The sequence below is a fragment of the Micromonospora inositola genome (genome assembly GCF_900090285.1).
GTDB classification, from domain to species: Bacteria; Actinomycetota; Actinomycetes; order Mycobacteriales; family Micromonosporaceae; genus Micromonospora; species Micromonospora inositola.
This window is the reverse complement of the sequence record NZ_LT607754.1, coordinates 4,310,269-4,330,957: the sequence shown is the minus strand read 5'-3', so window position 1 is coordinate 4,330,957 and position 20,689 is coordinate 4,310,269. Positions and strand designations below refer to the sequence as shown.

17 protein-coding genes are annotated in these 20,689 nt (G+C 69.5%); 8 read left to right on the top strand and 9 right to left on the bottom strand.

The window, feature by feature from the left end:
• Window positions 1-135: 135 nt before the first annotated feature.
• On the bottom strand, window positions 136-1,467 hold the full coding sequence (locus tag GA0070613_RS20620) for a HAMP domain-containing sensor histidine kinase (protein ID WP_172875860.1): 1,332 nt from the start codon (window positions 1,465-1,467) through the stop codon (window positions 136-138).
• A 31-nt stretch (window positions 1,468-1,498) separates the two neighbouring features.
• Entirely contained in the window at window positions 1,499-2,176 is a 678-nt protein-coding gene (locus GA0070613_RS20615; protein ID WP_089013794.1) for a response regulator transcription factor, read from the bottom strand.
• Window positions 2,177-2,355: 179 nt separating this feature from the next.
• Here GA0070613_RS20615 and GA0070613_RS20610 point away from each other — a divergent pair, with 179 nt between their 5' ends.
• From GA0070613_RS20610 to GA0070613_RS20600, 3 genes are read left to right on the top strand one after another with little or no spacing between them, the layout of a single operon-like run.
• Window positions 2,356-3,327, top strand: coding sequence for an ABC transporter ATP-binding protein (locus tag GA0070613_RS20610; protein ID WP_089013793.1), 972 nt, complete (start codon window positions 2,356-2,358; stop codon window positions 3,325-3,327).
• Window positions 3,324-4,166: an ABC transporter permease gene (locus tag GA0070613_RS20605; protein WP_089013792.1), complete on the top strand. Its 843-nt coding sequence runs from the start codon at window positions 3,324-3,326 to the stop codon at window positions 4,164-4,166. Before GA0070613_RS20610 ends, GA0070613_RS20605 begins: the two co-directional genes overlap by 4 nt.
• Complete coding sequence (locus GA0070613_RS20600) at window positions 4,163-4,720, top strand: hypothetical protein (RefSeq protein ID WP_089013791.1); 558 nt, start codon at window positions 4,163-4,165, stop codon at window positions 4,718-4,720. Before GA0070613_RS20605 ends, GA0070613_RS20600 begins: the two co-directional genes overlap by 4 nt.
• Before the next feature lie 57 nt (window positions 4,721-4,777).
• Here GA0070613_RS20600 and GA0070613_RS20595 read toward each other — a convergent pair whose 3' ends face one another.
• Window positions 4,778-6,451, bottom strand: coding sequence for a glycoside hydrolase family 10 protein (locus GA0070613_RS20595; RefSeq protein ID WP_089013790.1), 1,674 nt, complete (start codon window positions 6,449-6,451; stop codon window positions 4,778-4,780).
• A gap of 372 nt (window positions 6,452-6,823) precedes the next feature.
• On the opposite strand from GA0070613_RS20595, the gene GA0070613_RS20590 reads away from it, so the two are divergent.
• Window positions 6,824-7,732, top strand: coding sequence for a phosphotransferase family protein (locus tag GA0070613_RS20590; protein ID WP_089013789.1), 909 nt, complete (start codon window positions 6,824-6,826; stop codon window positions 7,730-7,732).
• A gap of 71 nt (window positions 7,733-7,803) precedes the next feature.
• Here GA0070613_RS20590 and GA0070613_RS20585 read toward each other — a convergent pair whose 3' ends face one another.
• The 3 genes from GA0070613_RS20585 to GA0070613_RS20575 form a co-directional block, all read right to left on the bottom strand.
• Window positions 7,804-8,580 (bottom strand): alpha/beta fold hydrolase, encoded by a 777-nt coding sequence (locus GA0070613_RS20585; RefSeq protein ID WP_089013788.1) that lies wholly within the window; start codon window positions 8,578-8,580, stop codon window positions 7,804-7,806.
• Window positions 8,577-9,104 carry a GrpB family protein gene (locus GA0070613_RS20580; protein ID WP_197698936.1) on the bottom strand — a complete coding sequence of 176 codons (528 nt, stop codon included), beginning with the start codon at window positions 9,102-9,104 and terminating at the stop codon, window positions 8,577-8,579. Before GA0070613_RS20580 ends, GA0070613_RS20585 begins: the two co-directional genes overlap by 4 nt.
• A 127-nt stretch (window positions 9,105-9,231) precedes the next feature.
• Complete coding sequence (locus GA0070613_RS20575) at window positions 9,232-9,690, bottom strand: SRPBCC family protein (RefSeq protein WP_089013786.1); 459 nt, start codon at window positions 9,688-9,690, stop codon at window positions 9,232-9,234.
• A 233-nt stretch (window positions 9,691-9,923) separates the two neighbouring features.
• Here GA0070613_RS20575 and GA0070613_RS20570 point away from each other — a divergent pair, with 233 nt between their 5' ends.
• On the top strand, window positions 9,924-11,384 hold the full coding sequence (locus tag GA0070613_RS20570; protein ID WP_089013785.1) for an SDR family oxidoreductase: 1,461 nt from the start codon (window positions 9,924-9,926) through the stop codon (window positions 11,382-11,384).
• 161 nt (window positions 11,385-11,545) lie between these two features.
• The gene (locus GA0070613_RS20565; protein ID WP_089013784.1) at window positions 11,546-12,022 is read left to right on the top strand and encodes a heme-degrading domain-containing protein; all 477 of its coding nucleotides are present in this window, start codon (window positions 11,546-11,548) and stop codon (window positions 12,020-12,022) included.
• 177 nt (window positions 12,023-12,199) lie between these two features.
• Here GA0070613_RS20565 and GA0070613_RS20560 read toward each other — a convergent pair whose 3' ends face one another.
• Both GA0070613_RS20560 and GA0070613_RS32210 read right to left on the bottom strand, forming a co-directional pair.
• Window positions 12,200-17,791, bottom strand: coding sequence for a GH92 family glycosyl hydrolase (locus GA0070613_RS20560; protein ID WP_231929311.1), 5,592 nt, complete (start codon window positions 17,789-17,791; stop codon window positions 12,200-12,202).
• A gap of 134 nt (window positions 17,792-17,925) precedes the next feature.
• Complete coding sequence (locus GA0070613_RS32210) at window positions 17,926-18,087, bottom strand: hypothetical protein (RefSeq protein WP_157746416.1); 162 nt, start codon at window positions 18,085-18,087, stop codon at window positions 17,926-17,928.
• 628 nt (window positions 18,088-18,715) lie between these two features.
• Between GA0070613_RS32210 and GA0070613_RS33060 the strand changes: the two genes are divergently transcribed.
• Window positions 18,716-19,579 carry a glycoside hydrolase family 3 protein gene (locus GA0070613_RS33060; protein WP_197698935.1) on the top strand — a complete coding sequence of 288 codons (864 nt, stop codon included), beginning with the start codon at window positions 18,716-18,718 and terminating at the stop codon, window positions 19,577-19,579.
• Entirely contained in the window at window positions 19,479-19,799 is a 321-nt protein-coding gene (locus GA0070613_RS20545; RefSeq protein WP_197698934.1) for a helix-turn-helix domain-containing protein, read from the top strand. Before GA0070613_RS33060 ends, GA0070613_RS20545 begins: the two co-directional genes overlap by 101 nt.
• Here GA0070613_RS20545 and GA0070613_RS20540 read toward each other — a convergent pair.
• Complete coding sequence (locus GA0070613_RS20540; RefSeq protein WP_269459061.1) at window positions 19,750-20,217, bottom strand: CPBP family intramembrane glutamic endopeptidase; 468 nt, start codon at window positions 20,215-20,217, stop codon at window positions 19,750-19,752. The genes GA0070613_RS20545 and GA0070613_RS20540 overlap by 50 nt on opposite strands.
• Window positions 20,218-20,689 lie beyond the last annotated feature (472 nt).

Sequence of the window (20,689 nt, the reverse complement as noted above, 5' to 3'; positions counted from 1 at the left end):
AAACGCCACAATTTTAATTTCCCACCAACCCGCGCAGTTCCGCAACGGGCAAGTGCACCTGGCCGCCTTGTTCTCCTCACAAGGTGCGTTTGCCGTAAAGGGGATTGGCGGGACCTTTCCCGGCAAGGCGGTCAATTAGCGCGCAGGCAGGCGGATGACGAACCGTGCGCCCCGAGGCGCGTCCTCGACGACTATCGAGCCTCCGTGTGCGTCGATGATCTCTTTCGCAATCGCCAGACCGAGACCGGTGCCGCCGGTTCGACGGCTCCGGTCCTCGTCCAGGCGCGTGAATCGCTCAAAGGCACGCTTCCGGTCCGCGGCCGGAATCCCCGGCCCGTCGTCGTGGACGATCAACCTGACTCGGCGGTCGTCGCTGCCGAGCTCGACGCGGACCGATGACGAGGCATAGTGCTCGGCATTGTCGAACAGATTGCGTACGGCCCGGGTCAGGTCGTCGCGACGGCCGTCGACGGCAGCCGCCGAGACCGCGCCGGTGTCGACCCGCAGGTGGCCGCCGCCACGGATCCGGGCCGCTTCGGACAGGACGATGTCGTCGAGGTCGACCGGACGGGTTGCCGCGCGAGGGGCGCCGGCGTCCGCCCGGGCGAGGAACAGCAGGTCCCGGACCAGGCGCTCCATGCGACGGTTCGCCGCGAGCAGGTCGGCTGCCGTGTCGTTCCAGTTGGTGCGGTCGGGGTGGGCGAGTGCGACCTCCAGGTCGGTGCGCGCCGCGGCGAGCGGGGTCTGCAACTCGTGTGAGGCGTCCGCCACGAAGCGACGTTGACGCTCGGCAGCGGCGTGCAACCGGTCGAGCATCATGTTCATCGTGCCCGCGAGCCGGCTGATCTCGTCGTCTGTGGGTGGCACGGACACACGCCTGTCGAGGGAGCGTTCGGAGATGTCGGCGACCTCGGCGCGGATGGCGTCCACCGGCCGCAGGGTGCGGCCCGCGACCGTCCAGGTGGTGAAGGCGACGAGTGCCAGCAGCAGTGGAGCGCCGGCGGCAAGGGCGCTCTGGAGAACCTCGACGGCGTCATCGACCGGAGAGAGGCTCGCCGCCACGTAGACGGTCGCCGGTCCTCCCGGTGTGGCCGTCGGCAGCGCGATGACCCGGTAGCTGCCGCCCTCGCCGAAGGGAACGTCATCGACTGTGCGAACCTCGGGCGCAGCCCCGGGAGGGCGGAACCGGGCGAGAGACTGGTCGCGCCGCAGTCCGGCGGTGGCGGACACGACTCTGCCCGCGCCGTCCACGACCTGGGCGATGCTGCCGTCGTCACCCTCGACAGCCAGGTCCGCGGGGAGCATGCCCTGACGGGCCAGGGCCGCGACGTCGTACGCACGCGCCCGCGCGATGTCGTCGACGCGTTCAACCAACGAACGGCGCAGGAACACCACCAGGCTCACGGCGGTGATCACGAGGGCGAAACCGACGACGATCGTGGCGGCGATCGTGGTGCGGGCGCGCACCGTCGATAGGCGCGCCCGGGACCGGTTGCCGTCAGCCCCCATCGGGGTCCAGTCGGTAGCCGACGAGACGGACGGTCTGGATCGCGGAACGACCGAACGGCTCGTCGATCTTCTTGCGTAGGTGCCGGACGTAGACCTCCACGATGTTGGGGTCGCCGTCGAAGGCGAAGTCCCAGACGTGGTCGAGGATGGTGCTCTTGGAGAGCACCTGGCCCGGGCGTCGCATGAGGAACTCGAGGAGGGCGAACTGGCGAGGGGTGAGTGACACCTGCGTGTCCCCCCGCCAGACCCGATGGGCGGCGGGGTCGAGCCGCAGGTCGCCGACGGTCAGCGTGGCCGGGCGCTCCCGCGAGCCCCGGCGCAGCAGCGCTCGGATTCTCGCGACCAGGACGACATAGGAGAACGGCTTGGACAGGTAGTCATCGGCTCCCGTGTCGAGTGCTTCCGCCTCGTCGAGTTCGCCGTCCTTGGCCGTGAGCATGAGAATCGGGGTCCAGTTTCCGGCCTCGCGCAACTCGGCGCACACCTGATAGCCGTTCCTGCCGGGGAGCATGATGTCGAGAACGATGACGTCGTAGTCGCCGTCAGTGGCCCGCCAGAGGCCCTCGACGCCATCGAGGGCAACCTCAGCAGCGAACCCCTCGGCCTCCAACCCACGCTTGATTGACCGGGCGAGGTGCTTGTCGTCCTCTACCACGAGGATGCGCACTCCCCAAGTGTGCCACCCGCCGGCTTACCGCCCGCTGAAGCCCGCCGACCAGACCTCCGGGTTCGTCCGCATTCAGCCGGTCTTCAGCCAGTCCGCCGTACAGTCACGGTGATGTCCTGGTCGGACGGACCGCAGGTGGCACGTCGTCACCTCGCGCTCGGCGGGAAAGGGGGACGCTCATGGCCAGCGTGCAACTCGAGGCTGTCCGGCTCACCAAGCGGTTCGGGGATCGTACGGCGGTCGATGGGCTCAGCTTCGCGGCGCGACAAGGCGAGGTCATGGGCTTGCTCGGCCCGAACGGATCGGGCAAGACGACGACGATCCGACTGCTCACCACGGTGCTGGCACCGACGACCGGGGAGTTCTCGGTGGCTGGTGTTCCATGCACGCGGCCGGGCGAGATTCGACGGCGGATCGGGGTGCTGCCCGAAAGCAGCGGCTATCCCGGACACCAGACCGGCGAAGAGTACCTGCGCCACCACGCGCGGCTGTTCGGCCGCGCCCGTGCAGACGCCGCCCGGGTCGCCGGGCGGCTGTTGGCGGAGGTCGGCCTGGCCGAGCGGGCCTCGTCGCGGATCTCCACCTACAGCCGGGGCATGCGGCAGCGCCTGGGTATCGCGCGGGCGCTGGTCAACGATCCCGCTGTCGTGTTCCTCGACGAACCGACGCTCGGGCTCGATCCGGCCGGGCAGCGTCAAGTGCTGTCGATCGTCCGCGAGATCGCGGTGAGCAGAGGAGCCACCGTCATCCTGAGCACCCACACCCTTCCGGAGGTCGAGGAGATCTGCACGAGCGTGCTGATCCTCCACAAGGGGAAGGCACTCGTCTCCGGCACGTTCGCCGAGGTCACCCGCGCCGTCCCCACCCAGCAGCACGCGCAGGTGAGGGTGCCGATCGAGCTGGTCGGTCGGGCCCGGGAAGCGCTCGCGGGCGTTGCCGGCCTGACGATGGAGCCCGCCGACGAACGCCCCGACATCCTCAGGATCTCCCTGAGCGGAAGGCCGGTCGCAGGACAGGGCGGCACGGAGACGGGGATGAACGGACCACTGCGGGCGGTGCTGAGCGCCGACGTACCGGTCCTCGCCTTCGAGGTCGAAGGTGCGCGCCTCAGCGACGCGTTCCTGGCGATGACCACGGAGGGTGTCCGATGACGGCGGGTCTGCGTGGGCGCGTCCGGAACGCCGAAGCCAGCGCGGGCACGGTTCGTGGCGACAGCCAGGGCTGGCTGGTCGTCGCCGAACAGGAGTGCCGCGATCTGTGGGTGAGCGGGCGCGGTCCCGGGTTGGTCTTCGCGTTCAGCGTCGTCCTGAGCGTCATGACCTACCTTGCCGGCACCAGTCAGGTGCTCAACTTCCTCGAGCAGCGGGAAGCAGTGAACCTCACCCTGCAGGTCGCGGTGGCGGTCGGCGTCCTCGTCACGCTCGTGGTCGCCGCCGACGCGATCAGCGGGGAGCGGGAGCGGGGCACGCTGGAGAGCCTGCTGCTCACGCCCGTCTCCCGCCGTGCGATCGTGCTGGGGAAGATGGCCGCCGCGCTGTCGCTCTGGCTCGCGGCCTTCGTCGTGAGCGTGCCGTACCTCTGGGTCCTTGGACGCGGTGTGTCCATCGTGGGGCAGGCGCTGCTGCTCGGCCTGCTCGTCGGCACGCTGCTGGCGGTAGCGCTCGCCGCCCTCGGTCTCCTGATCAGCGCAGTGTCGAGTTCCAACAAGGTCAGTCTCGCGGTAAGCCTGTTCCTGCTTCTGGCTCTCTTCGCGCCGACCCAGTTGCCCGGCGGCGCGCCAAAGGGCTGGTTCGGAGATCTCCTCGTCCGGCTCAATCCGGTCGGCGCGGCGCTGCACTACCTCACGGCTGTGCTCGTCAACGGGCACGCCTGGACACGGGACCTGTCCTACCTGGTCTCTCCGCTACTGACCGCTGTACTGGCCGGGGGCGTCCTGATTGCCGCCGGCACCCGGATCGTCCGCCTGCATGGAGGGGTGAGCGGAGAATGAAGGCAGGGTTCGCGCTCACCGGGCTGCTGCTGGCGCTGACGGCTCCCGTTGGCCTGGCCGCGTCGGCGGCAGCCGCTCCGCCGCCAGTGCCGGGCGCAGTCGAGGTCGAATTGGACCAGAGCCGGCTCAACACCGTCGTGGGCGAGAGATTGACGGTCAGCTCTCGCGTGATCAACTCCGGTGACGCACCGACCGACCGGCTGGTGGCCCACCTCAACGTCGCGAGCCTGGACGGCATCTACGTCGACCTCGAGGACTGGTCGGCGGACGTGACACGGGAGGTCCCACCAGTGGCGCCGGGCAGCAGCACGTCACTGTCCTGGCAGTTCCAGGCCGTCAACACCGGCAGTTTCGACGTCTACGTCGTACTCATGCCCAACGGCGACTCCACGGCGGGCACCGGCCCGCTGGTGGCGAGCCAGCCGGTGCACGTGACGGTTGCCGGGAAGCGGACCCTGACCGCGGCGGGCTCGCTGCCGGTCGCCCTCCTGGTTCCGGTGGTGCTCGGCCTGGTGGCCGCGGCCGCCAGATACCGCGTCCGGCGTACGGGCTGACAGGAGCTACTCAGGCTCGGAATCAGTTGATCGATCTGCTTCACCGCCGACCGCCTCTCACTGCGCGGCGACGGACATCGGCGCGCTGAGTCGGCCCTCGTTCCCGCTGCGGTCGAGCCCGGACACGCAGTAGGAGAGCGGGCGGTCGGCCGGCGCGGTGCGGTCGACCCAGCCGGTACCCCGGGCGGTGGCGACGAGCCGGGCCGCGTCGCCGTCCACGCGGTAAACGGCGAAGCTCGCGGCGCCGTCCCCATGCCAGGTCAGCGCCACCCCGCCGGCGTCCTCACGCCGCGCGCCGGCGACCGCTGGCACTGCCGGCGGCGCCGCCGGCAGCTGCGCCATCGGGGGCACCAGCGCCGGGCCGGCGTAGTGCGCCTCGCTGTACCGGCTGACCGCTCCGAGCTTGTCGGCGCGCACCTGCCTGGCGCTGAAGTGCACGCTCCCGCTCACGCCGTGCCGCCGGTTGAGGGCGAGCTGGCGGTCCAGCTCTCCCGGGTCGCGCCAGGCGCCGCGCTCGCCCACCCGGTAGTCGGCCTGGCCGATGTAGAGCTGCACCCGGGTGCCCCGCACCGTGGCCGCCCACCACGGCAGCAGCTTGGCGTAGTCGGCCTTGCCGAACCCGATGTGCCAGTAGAGCTGCGGCACGACGTAGTCCAGCCACTGCTCCCGGACCCAGAGCCGGGTGTCAGCGTAGATGTCGTCGTAGCTCTGCAAACCCGCGGTCGCTGAGCCGGTCGGGTCGGTGCGGTTGTTACGCCAGATGCCGAACGGGCTGATGCCGAACTTCACCCACGGCTTGATCGCCTTGATCCGCTCGCTCATCTCGCGGACCAGCGTGTTCACGTTGTCCCGGCGCCAGGCGTGCTTGTCCGCGAACCGCCGGCCGTACCGGGCGAACGCCGCGCCATCCGGAAAGTCCTGCCCGGCCTCCGGGTACGGGTAGAAGAAGTCGTCGAAGTGCACCCCGTCGACGTCGTACCGCTGGACCGCCTCCAGCATCGAGTCCTCGACGAACTTACGCGCCTCGGGGACGCCCGGGTTGAAGTAGAGGCGGCTGCCCGGCTGATCGGCGCTGGGATAGGTCACCACCCAATCGCCGTGCCGCCGCAGCGGATGGGTCGGCGCGAGCTGATCCAGCCTGGGGCCGGGCCCGCCCACCGCGGCCGGCTGTCCGCCCCGGTACGGGTTGAACCAGGCATGGAACTCCAGGTTGCGGGCGTGCGCCTCGGCGACCATGAACTCCATCGGGTCCCAGCCCGGGTCGCGGCCGTCGCGGCGCCCGGTCAGCCACTCCGACCACGGCGCGTACCTGGACGGCCAGAGCGCGTCCCCGCTCGGCCGCACGTGTACGAAGACCGCGTTGTGGTTGCGCCGCACGGCCAGGTCCAGCCAACCCCGGAACTCCGCCCGCACCGTCTCGGCCGGCAGCCCGCGCCGGCTCGGCCAGTCGATGTTGTTCACCGTCGTGATCCACATGCCGCGCAGCTCGCGGGGCGCCCGGGCCGGCCGCCCGGCACAGGTGGGGGTGCCCCCCGCCGGGCCGGCGTCGGGCGCCGCGCCGAGGACGGCCGCGTCGCCCGGCTCCGGTGCACCGCCGTCGCCATCAGCCCGATCCCGCAGCGACCAGGCGCCGACCGCGACCGCCACGGCGAGCGCGGCGACCACCGCGACCAACGCCTGCGGCGTACGACGGCGGTGGGCGGACGGAGCGGACGGGTCGGCGGCAGGCATCGTCCCAGTCTGCCCAGCGCGGCCCGCCGGGCGAACCAGTTAGGCGGTAACTTAACGGTCAGATAAGGCTGGCCGCTGACTCTGTGGTGACTTCAGCCGAAGCCTCGCCCTCGATGACACCTGCGCTGCGCGGCGCATCAGAAACGCCTCGCTCGCCGGCGCGGCGGCGGTCATCCCCTCGGGCCCGACAGCGCGTGGCCTGTCGAGCGTTCTCTGACGCTCCCGTGGCCAAATATCTCACCCGAAGCAGACCGGGCTTCGGGGGCGCTCCGAGAGCACAAGGTATGAAGACCATGGCAGATCAGGTATCGGAGACAGCTCTCATAGCGGGTAGACCAATCAGGCTGGTCTGTCAGGAGGGGTACCGCTCTCATGCCGAATGACTTCTTGTCAATAGCTCTAGATCAGTTCCGGGTGGCCGGCCAGGAGTCGGACGGGCGGCTCGAGTCCCGGTCCGGCGCCAGCGTCCGCACCGTTCGCACCGTGGACGGGCGTGCCGCGTACCTCAAGATCGTTCCCGCCACGCTGGGTTCCCAGGCGATCGCAGCCGCCCGGCGGGAGCTGCGCTTCTACGAGGACCTCGCACCGGTCGCACCGGTACGCACGCCGAGGCTTCTCGACTGCCTGGACACCGAGAACGGTGTGGCCGCACTGCTCGAGGCGGCAGGCGAGAACCGACAGGCTCAAGCGTGGACGGGCCGGATGTGGGCGGACCTGGGTCGGGAACTGGCCGGCCTACACAACATGCCGCTGCCGACGGGTGCGGACTGGAACCGGCCCGATGCGCTGCAAGAGGCTCTCGCCGATCCGGACCTGGACCAGATCAGCGCCTTCTGGGCCCCGACGCTCCCCCAGCTCGCCGCACTCCTCGCCCTGCGCGTCGAGCTGGGGGCTCACATCGGGGCGCTGCCGCCGACCTTCATCCACGGCGACTGCCACACGGGCAACCTCGTGCACGCTGCCGACTCTCTGGCCTTCTGCGACTGGCAGGCAGCCGGCATCGGCCGGCCCGCCGCCGATCTGGCCTTCCTCAGCGTCCGCGCCACACCCGCCGGCTCAGTTGTCCCCCCGGCGCTGATCAATGCGTACCTGGACATTCGGCCGTGCGATCACCAGACGCTGCAGCGCGCGCTGCTGGCAGAAGAGCTCGCCACCTTCGTCTTCCTGTGGCCACCTTTCGCGGCGGTCAACAGCTCGCTGGGAATCGCCCGCGTCCGCCGGAGGACCCTCGAACTCGCAAAGCGGTGGTTCGGAACAGCAGCTGACGGAAGCGGAGCCTGACATGAACGATCAAGCGGTCGACGCCCGCCCGTTCACCGGGCCGCCGGACCTCTGGAGCCAGAGTCGGTCACCTACGCCCCGAGGAAATCGCCTGTCACACGCTCGAACTCGGCGGAGTGTGTCCAGATGAGCGCGTGGCCAGCACGGTCGATGACGACCATCTGGGAACCAGCGACACCGTCGTGGAGCATCTTCGCGTGGTGGATCGGTATCGCTTGATCGTTCGACGCGGCGATGATGAGCGTCGGACATGCGATCTCCGCCAACCGGCGCCTGCTGTCGAACGCCATCGTCTCCTTCCAGGCGGACACCATCATCTTGCGGTCCTGGCCCGCCATGAGCCCGGCGAGCCAGTCGGCACGTTCCTTGCCCAGCTGCGGCGCCGCCTGGGAGACGACCAACCTCGCCGACAGCCGCATGCCGAGGACCTGGAGCACCAGCGGCAGGAGATGGCCCTCAACTTTCTCGCGAAAGGTCGCCATGTTGAACGCGAAGGTGCAAGCGAGCACCAGGCGGTCGCATCGGTTGGGGAAGTCGAGGACCATTTGTTGAGCGATTGCACCGCCCTGCGAGTAGCCGAGCACGGCGGTGGAGTCGATGCCCAGATGGTCGAGCAGCTGCGACAGGTCAGATGCGAGTTGCGCCGCCGCGTACGGCGGCGGAAGTCCCCGACTTCGCCCGTGGCCGCGCAGGTCGGGAACGATCACGCGATGGCGGGTGGCGAAATGCTCAACCACCGGCTCGAACATCTCGCCGGTGACCATCAACCCATGCACGAGGAGGAGGGACGGCCCCGATCCCCGCTCGGTGAAGTAGAGGGGCTGTGAAGGTGATCGTGCAGAGCTCATGGCAGTCCTACGGCCTTCCGCGCAGTGTTTGCGACCCCCATCGCCGTCCCGGCCGACGATTCGGTTTCTGCCCGCGCATATTCGCCAGGAGCAGTACCGGCGGCAGCGATTGACTGCTTGAGCGCGGCGTATCGAGCGGCATCTTCTGGGTGCTCACGCAGGTAGTCACGCAGTATTCGCTGATTACGCGTCGGCCAGCTGGCCAGCGTGACCACATGCAAGATGTGAGTCCTGACGCCGTCCGTCGCGCGAACGCATAGCAGCCGGTCCAGCATACCGTTGAGGTGAGGGCGGTAGCCGAGCCCACCCAGCGATTCTTCATGCTGCTCGACGATGCCGAGGTCCTCCACCGCGGCCATCAGATCGACGATCGGCTTCGCCCGCCAAGTCGAGCCGATGTGTTCGACCTCGTGGGCCACTTCGGACAGGACTTCCCGCACTTCTGCGATGGCGGCGGCGGCGAGGGCTGGCCAGGTGGGGTCGTACGGAACGATCTGGACAACCTGCTTGTCGCTGAGCTGCACAGGGAAAGTATGCGACGGCTTTCCCTGTCGCCCTGGGCTGCCGTAGTCCGGGACCCCGTCTCCGCCGATCGCGCGGACGGGACTCGCCCTCTGCAAGCCACACGATCCGCGGCACGACAGGGCCGCGCTAGGCCGCCTCGACGAGTCTGGCGAGGTTCGCCAGGGCAATGCGCGTACCCGTCTCGTTGTCTTCGGCCGGGATCGCGTCGGGAATGCCGTCATGAACGACGACGACTTCGGTGCCGCCGTCCACGTCGGTGAGCGTCGTGGTCATGGTCATCGCGCCGCGGAGCGCGGGATCGTCGGTCTCGAACTCGACGACCTCGACCACCTGCTGGTCGGGCACGATCTTGACGAAGTGGCCGTGGTAGCTGTCGGTGTGTGCCGTCGACTTGCCGGTGTTGTCCGCCGCCTCGTAGGTGAGCGAGACGCGCAACGAGCCGCCCTCCCGCGCGTCGAACTCGTGCACGTGGCCGCTCATGCCGGTGGGCACCCGCCACTTGGCCACCGCGGCCGGGTCCAGCAGTGCCCGATAGACGGCCGAGCGCGGTGCCTTGACGAGTTGGGATACCTGGGTCGAGTACATCGAGTAAATCTAGTGTCCGGCGCTCGGGATGGCATCGAGGCGCACTCACATCGGAACCCGTCGTCGTTTCCGCAGGCTGGGAAATCGACCGCTGGGCGGTCGCCGCCCGCGGCGCCAACACCTGACCACAAACGCGGGATGCGTCGGAGGCCGTGCGGTGCGTACAGTTCCGGGTCGGACTTGGGGTGGGCCGGGTAGATCCGGCGCAGGGAACGGGATGAGACAGCGGCGGCATGACGACGGACAACATTACGGAAACCGGTCAATACGGCATTGACCGCGGCCGGCTGGAGACCTGTCTCAGCGTCTTTGAGGCGTTGGAGGACCTGCCTCCCGATCATCCCGACGTGGTGCGGGTGCAGCGGGCCACCGCGAAGCTCTACAAGGTGATCAAGCAGCGGCGACGCGAGGAACGGCGGGATGCCATCGCGGCGGCCGACCGCGCGGTGACGGCGGCCACCGCCACCGGCGCCCCGGGCCGGATCGACGACGAGACCCAGGGCATCCCGCTCGCCTCCCCCACCGTGGGTGCCACGGCCGGCTTCCTGCACAATCCGCGCGGCTGCTACGTCTGCAAGCAGCGCTACCGCGAGGTGGACGCCTTCTACCATCAGCTCTGCCCGCCCTGCGCCGCGCTCAACCGGGAGCGCCGGAACGCCCGCACCGACCTGACCGGCCGGCGCGCGCTGCTCACCGGCGGCCGGGCGAAGATCGGCATGTACATCGCGCTGCGACTGCTGCGCGACGGCGCGCACACCACGGTGACCACGCGGTTTCCGCACGACGCGGTCCGCCGATTCGCCGCGATGCCGGACAGCGGGGACTGGCTGCACCGCCTACGGATCGTCGGGATCGACCTGCGCGACCCTGCCCAGGTGATCGCCCTCGCTGACTCGGTCAGCGGCCAGGGACCACTCGACATCCTGATCAACAACGCGGCGCAGACCGTCCGCCGCACGCCCGGGGCGTACGCGCAGCTCGTCGCCGCGGAGGCGGCGGCCCTGCCGGACGGCCCGCTGCCGGAGATGATCACGTTCGCCAAACCGGCCGGCCGGGGCGACCCGGCGGGCAGCCTGATCGCCTCGCCGCAGTCGGCCGCGATCACCCCGCACGCGCTCACCGCGCTGGCGCTGACCAGCGGCTCCGCCTCGCCGGAACGAATCGCGGCAGCCACCGCCATCGACGCCGGTGGTCTGGTGCCGGACCTCGACCCGGTCAACAGCTGGGTGCAGCGGGTGCACGAGGTGAACCCGGTCGAGCTGCTCGAAGTGCAGCTGTGCAACGTGACCGCGCCGTTCGTGCTGGTCAGCAGGCTGCGACCGGCGATGGCCGCAGCGACCGCCCGTCGCAAGTACGTGGTGAACGTGTCGGCGATGGAGGGCCAGTTCGCCCGCGGCTACAAGGGGCCGGGGCACCCGCACACCAACATGGCCAAGGCCGCGCTGAACATGCTGACCCGGACCAGTGCCCAGGAGATGCTGGCCGACGGCATCCTGATGACCAGCGTCGACACCGGCTGGATCACCGACGAGCGGCCCCACCCGACGAAGATGCGGCTGGCGGACGCCGGCTTCCACGCCCCGCTGGACTTGGTCGACGGCGCGGCCCGGGTCTACGACCCGATCGTCCGCGGCGAACAGGGCGAAGACCTGTACGGCTGCTTCCTGAAGGACTACGCGCCCTGCGCCTGGTGATCAGCGCGCCCACCCCGCCGACGACGCCAATGACGCCTCGGACGACTCACACCCATCGGGTTTGAGACAATCAACAGGCACGCACGCGAGGCCTGAACCACTCAACGCCGCGAGTCAACCAAGCCCGGGGCAGTCCCCCACTCGACGAGGAGGAGGTGCGTATGCCACTCGACCATGACCCGTGGCCGACGCTGGAGGAGTTGCTGCGCGAGGAGGGCGAGCTGGAGCTTCCGGCCCTGTCGGAGTCGGACGCGTACGAGTTGGGGATGCTGGCCGTCGCCGCAGCGAGGGAGCAGCGGCTACCGATCTCGGTCGGGGTGTGGCGGGCCGGGCGCCAGTTGTTCCACTGCGGCCTACCGGGCTCGACGCTGGACAACGACGGGTGGCTGCGTCGCAAGGGACGGGTGGTGATGCGGTTCGAGCACTCGTCGCTGTACATGGCACGGCTCTGCCAGGACAAGCAGGTGACGCTGGTGGAGAGGTTCGGACTGCCGGCCTCAAGGTACGCGGCCGCCGGGGGTGCGGTGCCACTGCGCGTTCGCGCCACCGGCGTGGTGGGATGGTTCGGCGTTTCCGGGCTTCCGCAACTGGAAGACCACCGCTTCGTCGTTGATACGCTTCGCGCGATCTCGCGATAGTCCTGCGCCGGTGCCGTAGCCGACGCCGACCCAGACCGGCACTCATGAGCCGCCGACGATGCAGGACCTGACGCCACCCGCGTTGTCCCACCACATCGGCGGCTTACTCACGCAGATCAGCCCCGCCCTGGGCGGGCCGTGATCACGGCCCGCCCAGGGCGGTTTGCTACCCCCGACTCAGTTCGGGCCGGTGATCGTGAAGGGCAGCGCGACCCGGGTCGCCGAATCGGCGCCGGCCAGCGTGATGCTGGTCGAGCCCGGCTTCGCCGTCCCTGGAACGCTGATGGTCGCGTCGGAGACGACGCCGTCACCATTCGCGCGCACCGTGCTGGAGGCGAGGCCGGCACCGAAGCTGATCGTGACCGCCTCGTTCGGCGCGAACCCAGAGCCGTTGACGACAACTGACGTACCGCGCGGTCCGGAGGTGGTCGACACAATCACCTGCGGTTGGTACGTCGGCACTGCCGGCTGCCCGGTCACCTGAACGGTTGCCGTCGCCGGTGTCCGCGAGGACGCGCCGGCGGCGGTGACGGCGTACCGGCCGGGCCGCGTGTCACGGGACGCCGCGATGGACGCGTGTACCGCTCCCGAGGCGGACGCCACGACCGTCACGCTCCGCGCCGGGCTGGTACCGAGCTTGACGGTCACCTGCTCGCCGGCGGCGAATCCGCTGCCGTTGACGGTGATCGTGTCACCGGCGGCGACGGTGCCGGACGCGGACACCGCGATCGTCGGCTGGAGTCCGCCACGCGCCACGGTCACGGTGAAGGTCTCAGTGCTGCTCGACAGGGTGTCCCATGCGGTGACGTGCACCGTGTACGTGCCCTCCTGCGCGTAGGTGTGCTGTCCGCTCATCGCACCGGCCGGGCCGACCGTGACGTCGTCCGGAACCGTGCCGTCACCCCATTGCACGCGCGCGTGGTAGCCCGTCGTGTCGGGAACGCCGCCGGTCACCGAGCCGAGATCCGCCGAGAAGGCCTGCCCGGCGGTGGCCGTCTGGTCCTTCGGCGGGGTGGTCGCCAGCGCGGCGGCCGGCGTGCCGTCGTCGGCGATGGCGAACACGTGGATCCGGCCCGCCGAGCCGGGGTCGCCGGTCTGCGTCGGCAGGGTCACCGAGATGAGCGTCTTGCCGGCCGGGATCTGGTACGGCGTGGTGGCGAACAGGAACGGCTGTGCGCTGTCCCGGCTCGTGCCGAGGAGACGGTACGCGGCCTTGGCGACGACGATGTTGCCGTAGGACGGGGTGCCGTTGGCGTTGCCACCCAGCGTCCAGTCACTCATCTGGATCGGGATGCCGGCGGTGCTGCCGTCGCTGAACGTCGCCGTGCCGGTGGTGCTCTGGTCGCCCTGCGTGCCGGCGCCGATGAACGAGATGCTCTTGGCGTCGGGCGGAAGGTTGAGAACCACCGCCCTACCGTTGCCGGTCGCGTCGTCCGGCTGCCCCGCCGGGATCGCCGGCAGCGTGAAGTGCAGCGCCGTTCCGGGTACCTGGTGCTGCTGGCCCTGGGTCACGCCGGCCGCCGCGAGGGCCGCACGCGAGTACGCCCACGACTTGGCGTCGCAGTTCGCCGCGAGGGCGCCTTCGTCGCCGATGCAGACGGTGTCGAATGCGGCGGCGAGGCTTGAACTCGGCGCGTAGGCCACGTCGACGCCGACCGTTGCCGCGCTCTGGCTGGTGCCGTCGGTCACCGTGACGCCGGCCTGGTAGTAACCCGGCTTGGCGTAGGTGTGCGAGCCGCTGACGCCGAATACGGCGCGCGAGCTCACGGACAGGGTGCCTGCGGTGGCCGGCGAGCCGTCACCCCAGTCGATCGTGGCCTGGTAGCCGGTGGCGGTGCCCCCGGTGACGGTGGCCAGCGCCACCGACACGGCGGCACCGGAGGTGGCGTGCACGCCGCTCGCGGCGGTGACCGCGACGGCGCCGCCACCAAGCAGGACGTCGCCGCCGGCGAGCAACTCGATCTCGGCGAGGTTCGTCTGCGCGGCGCCGGCCGTCTTCGTCACGGCCAGGCGGAACTGCGCGAACTGCCCAGGATGGCTGATCCTGAACGGCCGGGTCTGGTCGCGCCACGGGAACGCCTCGCCGCTGCGGGAATCGACGGTGGTCCAGGTGATCCCATCGTTGGAGCCCTGCAACCGCCAATCCGTCGGATCGCCCGCGCTCGCCCCGGAGGTGAGGGTGTAGTAGGTCGGCGTCTGCTTGCCGCCGCGGAACACCCAGGTTATCTGCGGCGTCCCGGCGGCGAAGGTCAGCTGGGTGGTCGAGGAGTCGTCGAACAGCTTGGCGGCGTCCTGCCCGCCGTTCGCGGTGGCGGTGCCGAGACCGGGGCCGGTGGTGTCCTGCAACGGCTCGGGCACGGAGTCGCCCTTGGTCAGTGACGGCGGTGCGTCGTTAGCGCCGGTGCCCCAGGACGACGGATTCGGGCCCATCTGGAAGTCGATGGTGCCGCCACGGGCGAGGACCGACGAGTCGATGGACACCCCGCGCTGCGACTTTCCGTTGACCTCCACGCTCTGCACGTAGACGTTCTTGATGCTGTTGTTCGCCGCGTTGACGACGATGTCGCCGCTCTGCCGGTGGACGGTCATCCTGCTGAACTGCGGTGAGCCGATGGCCCAGTTGGACAAGCCGGCCTGCAGCGGATAGATGCCCAGCGAGCTGAGGATGTACCACGCCGACAGCTCGCCGTTGTCCTCGTCGCCCAGGTAGCCCTGGCCGATCTCGCTGCCGACGTAGAGGCGCTGCAGGATCTCCCGCACGATCGCCTGCGTCCTGGCCGGCGCGCCGGCATAGTCGTACATGTAGGGGATGTGGTGCGACGGCTGGTTGCTCATGCCGAGCTGGCCCATGCGCACCGCACGCGCCTCGAGCATCTCGTGGATCGTTCCGCCGTACCCGCCCGGATGGTCGGCGTTCTCCGGGGTGGCGAAGAACTCGTCGAGCTTCTGCTCCAGCGCCTTCCGGCCGCCGTACAGGTTGGCCAGCCCCTGGCCGTCCTGCTGCGCGGTGAATGCGTAGTTCCACCCGTCGGTCTCGGTGTAGACGCCACCCCAGTCCAGCGGGTTGCTGACGAGGAAGTTGCCGGCGGCGTCGCGTCCCTGGAAGAACCTGGTGTTCGCGTCGAAGAGGTTGACGTAGTTGCGGGCACGCTGGAGGAAGTACCTTGACTCCTCCTTGAGCCGGTCGCGCTCCGATTTCGGCGTGGCCGGGTCCTTGGCCAGGGCGGCACCCATGTTGCCGATGCCGTAGTCGTTGATGAAGCCTTCCAGCGCCCAGGACACCGACTCGCCGGTGGAGGTCGGCGTGTAGCCGAGGAACAGCGAGGTCTCGATGCCCTTGCGGCCGACCTCGCTGCGCCCGGACGCCACGGTCGCGTCCTTGACCGCCGCGTCGTACGCGCCGAGCGGGTCGGGCAGCTCGACGCCGTTGAGGTAGGCCTCGGCCATCGCGACGTCCGCGCTGGTGCCGGTCATCAGGTCGGCGTAGCCGGGTGACGACCAGCGGGCGATCCACCCGCCGTCGCGGTACTGCTGGACGAACCCGTCGGCGATCCTGGCCGCGATGTCGGGGTACAACAGCGAGTACGCGGGCCACACGGTGCGGTAGGTGTCCCAGAACCCGTTGTTGACGTAGATCTGCCCGTCGACGATCTTCGCGCCGGTGTGCGTGGCGGTCGACGTGCCGGTCGGCGCCGACACCGGGCTCGCGTACTGCCAGTGCGGGGCGGTGGCGGTGCCGGTGTTCTCCGACTGCGAGTTCGGATACAGGTTCAGCCGGTACAGGTTCGAGTACAGCGTCACCAGCTGCGTCTCGGTCGCACCCTGAACGTCGATCCGGCCGAGCCGGTCCTCCCATGCCGCGGTGGCGGCCGCCTGGACCTGGTCGAGGCTGTTGCCGGTGACCTCCAGGTCGAGATTCCGGTGTGCCTGGTCGACCGAGATGAATGACGTCGCGATGCGCAGCGTGACCTGCCGGTTTTCGGAGGTGTCGAAGGTGGCGGACGTGGCGGCGGACGTCCTCGGCGCCCGGTCGAAGGTGCCGGACACGAACATCCGGCTGCGACCGGCCGACAGGCCGCTTCCGTTGTCGACCCAGCCGCTGAACATGCCGTCCGTACCGATGGCGAACGTGCCGTTGTAGAAGACGAGGCTTCCGGTGGCCTGCCCGGACGGGAAGGTGAATCGCATGATCCCGCCGTGGTCGGTGGGCGACATCTGCGCGATCAGGCCGTTCTGCAGTGTGACCTGGTAGAAGTCCGGCCGCGCGAGCTCGTCGTCGTGGCTGAAGGCGAGTGCCCGACCGCTGGGCGCTCCGGTGAGCGATCCGCCGGCCGGCACCGGCATGACAGACATCTGGTTGCGATCGCCCATCCACGGGCTGGGCTCGTGCGAGATCGCAAGTCCCTGCAGCGTGGGCAGATTGGCCGCGTTGTTGTTCCGCTGGTAGTCGTACTCCCACGAGTTCGAGGTGGCGTTGGTGACGGGCGTGAAGAAGTTGAAGCCGTTCGGCATCGCCGAAATCGGCAGGTTGTTGCCGCGCGAGAAAGAGCCCGATGCGTTGGTCCCGCGCCGGGTATCGACGTAATTGTTCAGGCTGGAGCCGTCGATCGGTGTCGGAGCGCCCGCCAGGGTGATGTCGTCGAGCCAACCCTGGAAGCGGGTCGAGGCCGCCGCCTCGGGATCGTCGTAGGCGAGCAGGATGCGGTCGATCGTCCTGCCGTTCGCGACCGCCCCGACCTCAGACTGCACCGCGTTCCACTGATCGGCGTAGAGCACCTTCGACGCGCCCTGCCCGGCGGCCGTCAGCGGGTATCCGTGCTGGTCCACCGGCGAAAGCTGGCTGAGGTAGTTGCCGTCGGTGAAGTGCAGGTCGACGGCCGCGTAGGTGGACGGATACCGGCTGTCCTGGCCGGTGAACTCAGGGAAGATCTTGTAGGACAACCGGGTCTTTGGCCCGACCGGGATGTCGACCTCGAACACCTTGTTGGTCGCGTACGAACGACCGTCGTCCACGGCGCCGCCCGAGTATCGCAGCGAAGCCAGCCCGGTGAATCCGGCCCTGGGCTTCATGTTGTGGCCACTGACCGGACCGGTGCCGACGACACTGACCATCGGGGTGGCCGGCGGCTTGGCGTTCGAGCCGTCGCTGATGTCCCAGTCGGCGAGCTGGACGAGCGAGTCTCCGGAATTCGCGGAGATGTTCAGGCGGTAGTAGCCGTAGGCGGTCGTGTTGGTGAAGCTGTAGGTGTTCGTGGCGAACCGCCCGCTGAAGCTCTGCCCTGTCTGACGGTTCAGGTCGGTCCACGTGCTGCCGTCGTTGGACCCCTGCACCGTGAAGTCCCTGGGGTCACGGGTCGGGGCGTCGTTCGCGGAGGTCAGCGCGTACCGCACCACCGTCGCCGGCTTGGCCAGCTGGTAGGTCACCCAGCCGGTCGGGTTGAACGCCAGCCACTTGGTGGAGGGGCTGCCGTCCTTGAGGTTCGCGGCGGTTTCGTTCGGCGGGTTCTCGGCGCTCGCGGTCACCGCGTTGACCAGACCCAGCAGGCTGCCGGGCAGTCCGGTGGGGCTCGAGCCGCTCAGGTTGGCCTGGACCGGCTTACCGCTCGCGTCGACCTCGACGGTGCTCGCGGCGGGCTGCGGGTCGGCCGACTCGAACGAGGAGCTGAAATTGCCGGGCGGCGCGGGCGCGGCGCTGGCCGGAGCTGCGGCGACGAGCAGTCCCGCCGGCAGCAGGACCGCAGCTGTCGCGGCGACCAGTCGGGCGGACAAGGGGCGCGCAAGGGGCGGGTACGACATGGGGGCAGGGGCCTTTCGACTCGATCCGGTCGAGTGCGTCGAACGTTTGGGCTGAGAAGATGGTGGGGTTGCTGCGGTCGATCGATCGCGATGGAGCGCGAGTGTGCTTAACGGCGCTCAGGCCGGGCGAGCCGTCCGTCGGCGTGGGCGTCAACGCCGTCATCGGCCGGGACGACCTGCTGGCTCGCCTGTCCTGCTCCGTTGGCCGCTTTGGGGGTGATGTCGAACAGGTGTAGCGCACCACCGTCCGAGGTGGTCGACAGCACCACTTGTGCGACCGTCTCGCCCCGGCCGGCCGGTAACGTCGCCGGAAACACGCGGGCCTCGTCGACGCAGTCACGGCGCCACCCGGCAGGACGCTTGCACCCGTAGTGCCGAACCGCCGATCTCGGCCATGCACTCTCCTTCGGAGGTCGCACCCCGCACCCTGACATCGTTGTCAACAGGACCGTGACCCACGAAGGCAGGAGCCGTGGACAGTCGCTGATGGTTCCGGGCAAACCACGGCCGTGTCAATGGGTTCACCAGCGGGCTTCCCCCTGACGGCGCCGGGAGCCCCAGGCGCTTCTACCACTCGCTGATGTCCGCGCCAACGGAGTGCCGGTGACGTGATCTCAGCGAGGAACGCCGGCGGGACAAGCGACCCAGGGCGTCGCCTGGTTCAGGGCCGAGCGCGCTCGTCATCCGGACAATCCCACCGCGCACGACCTGGCCGACCGCGCCAACGACTACCAGGAGATCGCGGAGGCCGCCCGCCTGGGCATCCCGATCGTCTTCACGTCAAACCCGCGCAACCACATCAGCACCAACCTGGAATTCGGAATCGTCGAGGCGACCGGCCAGTTCTCCACCTGGCCCGGCACCCTCGGCCTGGCCGCCGCGGACGACCCGGCGCTGGTGCGGGCCCAGGAGATCGCCGACTCTCCCGAACCGCAGGCGAAGGCCGACGAGGCACACCGCCGGTCCATCGTGCTCATGCGCAACGACCGGAAGACGCTGCCGCTGGCCGATGCCGACGTCGCCACGACCCGGCTGTACGTCGAGGTTGTCACCGGGAACAACGCCGACGTGCAGACCGAGGCGCTGAAGGACGTCATCAGCGAGACTGACCCGTCCGTACGGGTCGTGGACAATCTCGAGGATGCCACGGCGGCCCTGGTGTGGGTGCGGCCGAGCACCTACGAGATCTCCGACACCGAGGGCGTCTCGGTGGAACTCGACGAGAAGACGGGCGTGGACGTGGCGCGGGTCAAGTTGATCGAAGCCACGGTCCCGACGATCCTCGCGATCAACATGGTCAACCCGTGGGTGATCAACGAGATCGAGCCGGCTGCCGCGGCGGTCGTGGCCACGTTCAACGTCAAGGCCGAGGCTCTGGTGGACGTGCTCCGCGGCCGTAGTCCTTCGTCACCCGTCCTGGTGATGGGCGCTGCGGTGCTCAGCGTGCTCGCGGTGCTCGTGACGAGGAGACCCGCGACCAGACCCTTGCCGACGTGTCCCCCGAGCCGCGCTCGGACGAGCCGCTGGCGAAGGTCTGAACGTTCCCATCCCGACGAGCCGTGGTCTGCCGACCACGGCCCGTCGGCGTTAGCTCTGTCCGTCGTGAGCACCGATCGGCATCCCTCGTCGACACCCGTCCGTACTGGGCGAGGCGGTGTCGGTGCTGTTCGCGTTCACCGCCGAAGACCACGGCGTCAGCCTCGCCGAGCTGGCACGCCGCACCGGCCTCGCCAAAGGCACCCTGCACCGCGTCGTAGGTGACCTCGTCGATGCGCGCCTGCTGGACCGGACCGACCAGGGCTACCGCCTGAGCAGCCAGGTGTTCCAGCTGGGCATGCGCGCCTCGGTCGAACGGGGCCCGCTCGAGGTGGCGACGCCATTCATGGAAGACCTCTACGAACGCACCCACGCCGCCCTGCCGGGCGACCAGCCTACGGGCGCCGCGTCGTTCCGGTGTCGTCGGGCTCGCCACCCGGAGTGAGGATTGCGGTCACCGCCGCGCCGCGATCGAGCAGGGCCTTGCGGTTCACCACGGCCACCACGACCGCCGTCGCGACGAACAGCCACATGTCCCACGGTTGGGCATCGGGCCAGACCGGGTTGTTCATCTGCGCGTGGAACAGGAACGACACCAGCAGGCTTCCCCGTGCGGCGTTGAACATCGGCGTGAGGACGACACCGATCGCCACGACGCCGAAGAAGAACGGCCAGAACGCCCACGCGGACTGCTTTGTCCCACTCAGCAGGAACGACGGCGTGTGCCAGACCGCCACCACCAGGCCGAGCAGAAGCCCGGCCCACAGCGGCGAGAACCGCCGCTGGAGCAGCGGCAGCGCCACGCCCCGCCAGCCAAGCTCCTCGATGGGGCCGATGAAGAGCATCGGCAGCAGGGCCGGCAGCCACGGCGTACCACGGTGAGAAGGGGAACGGGTCGGCCAGGTTGCCCGTGATCGCCGCTCCGGCGTAGAACACCGCAGGCATGCCGACGAGCAGCACGAGCCACCACGACAGCGACATCCGCCACAAGGTGAAGCGACGGAAGAAGGCGCCCAGGCCCGATAGCCCGTAGTGGCGCGCCGAGGCTGGACGTTCTACCCGCAGCACACGGTCGGGTTCTGGCGCCGGCGCCGCTGCCTGGAGACGCTGGTACACCGCTGCCAGTTGCTTCCGACCGGGCTCCCCCGTTGGGCCAGGCCTCAGCGTTGACTGGTGCAGGGTCCCGAGCGGGCCGTCCCGCCAGCAACCGATAACCGCGGCTGCAGGCCGGTGAAGGCGGCGACCAGACCGGGCGTACGGCTTGTCGGCCACGCCGACGGGCTCTGTCGCATCGAGCGTGGGCAGGATCGAGGGCTGCTCTACCCCCGCCGCATT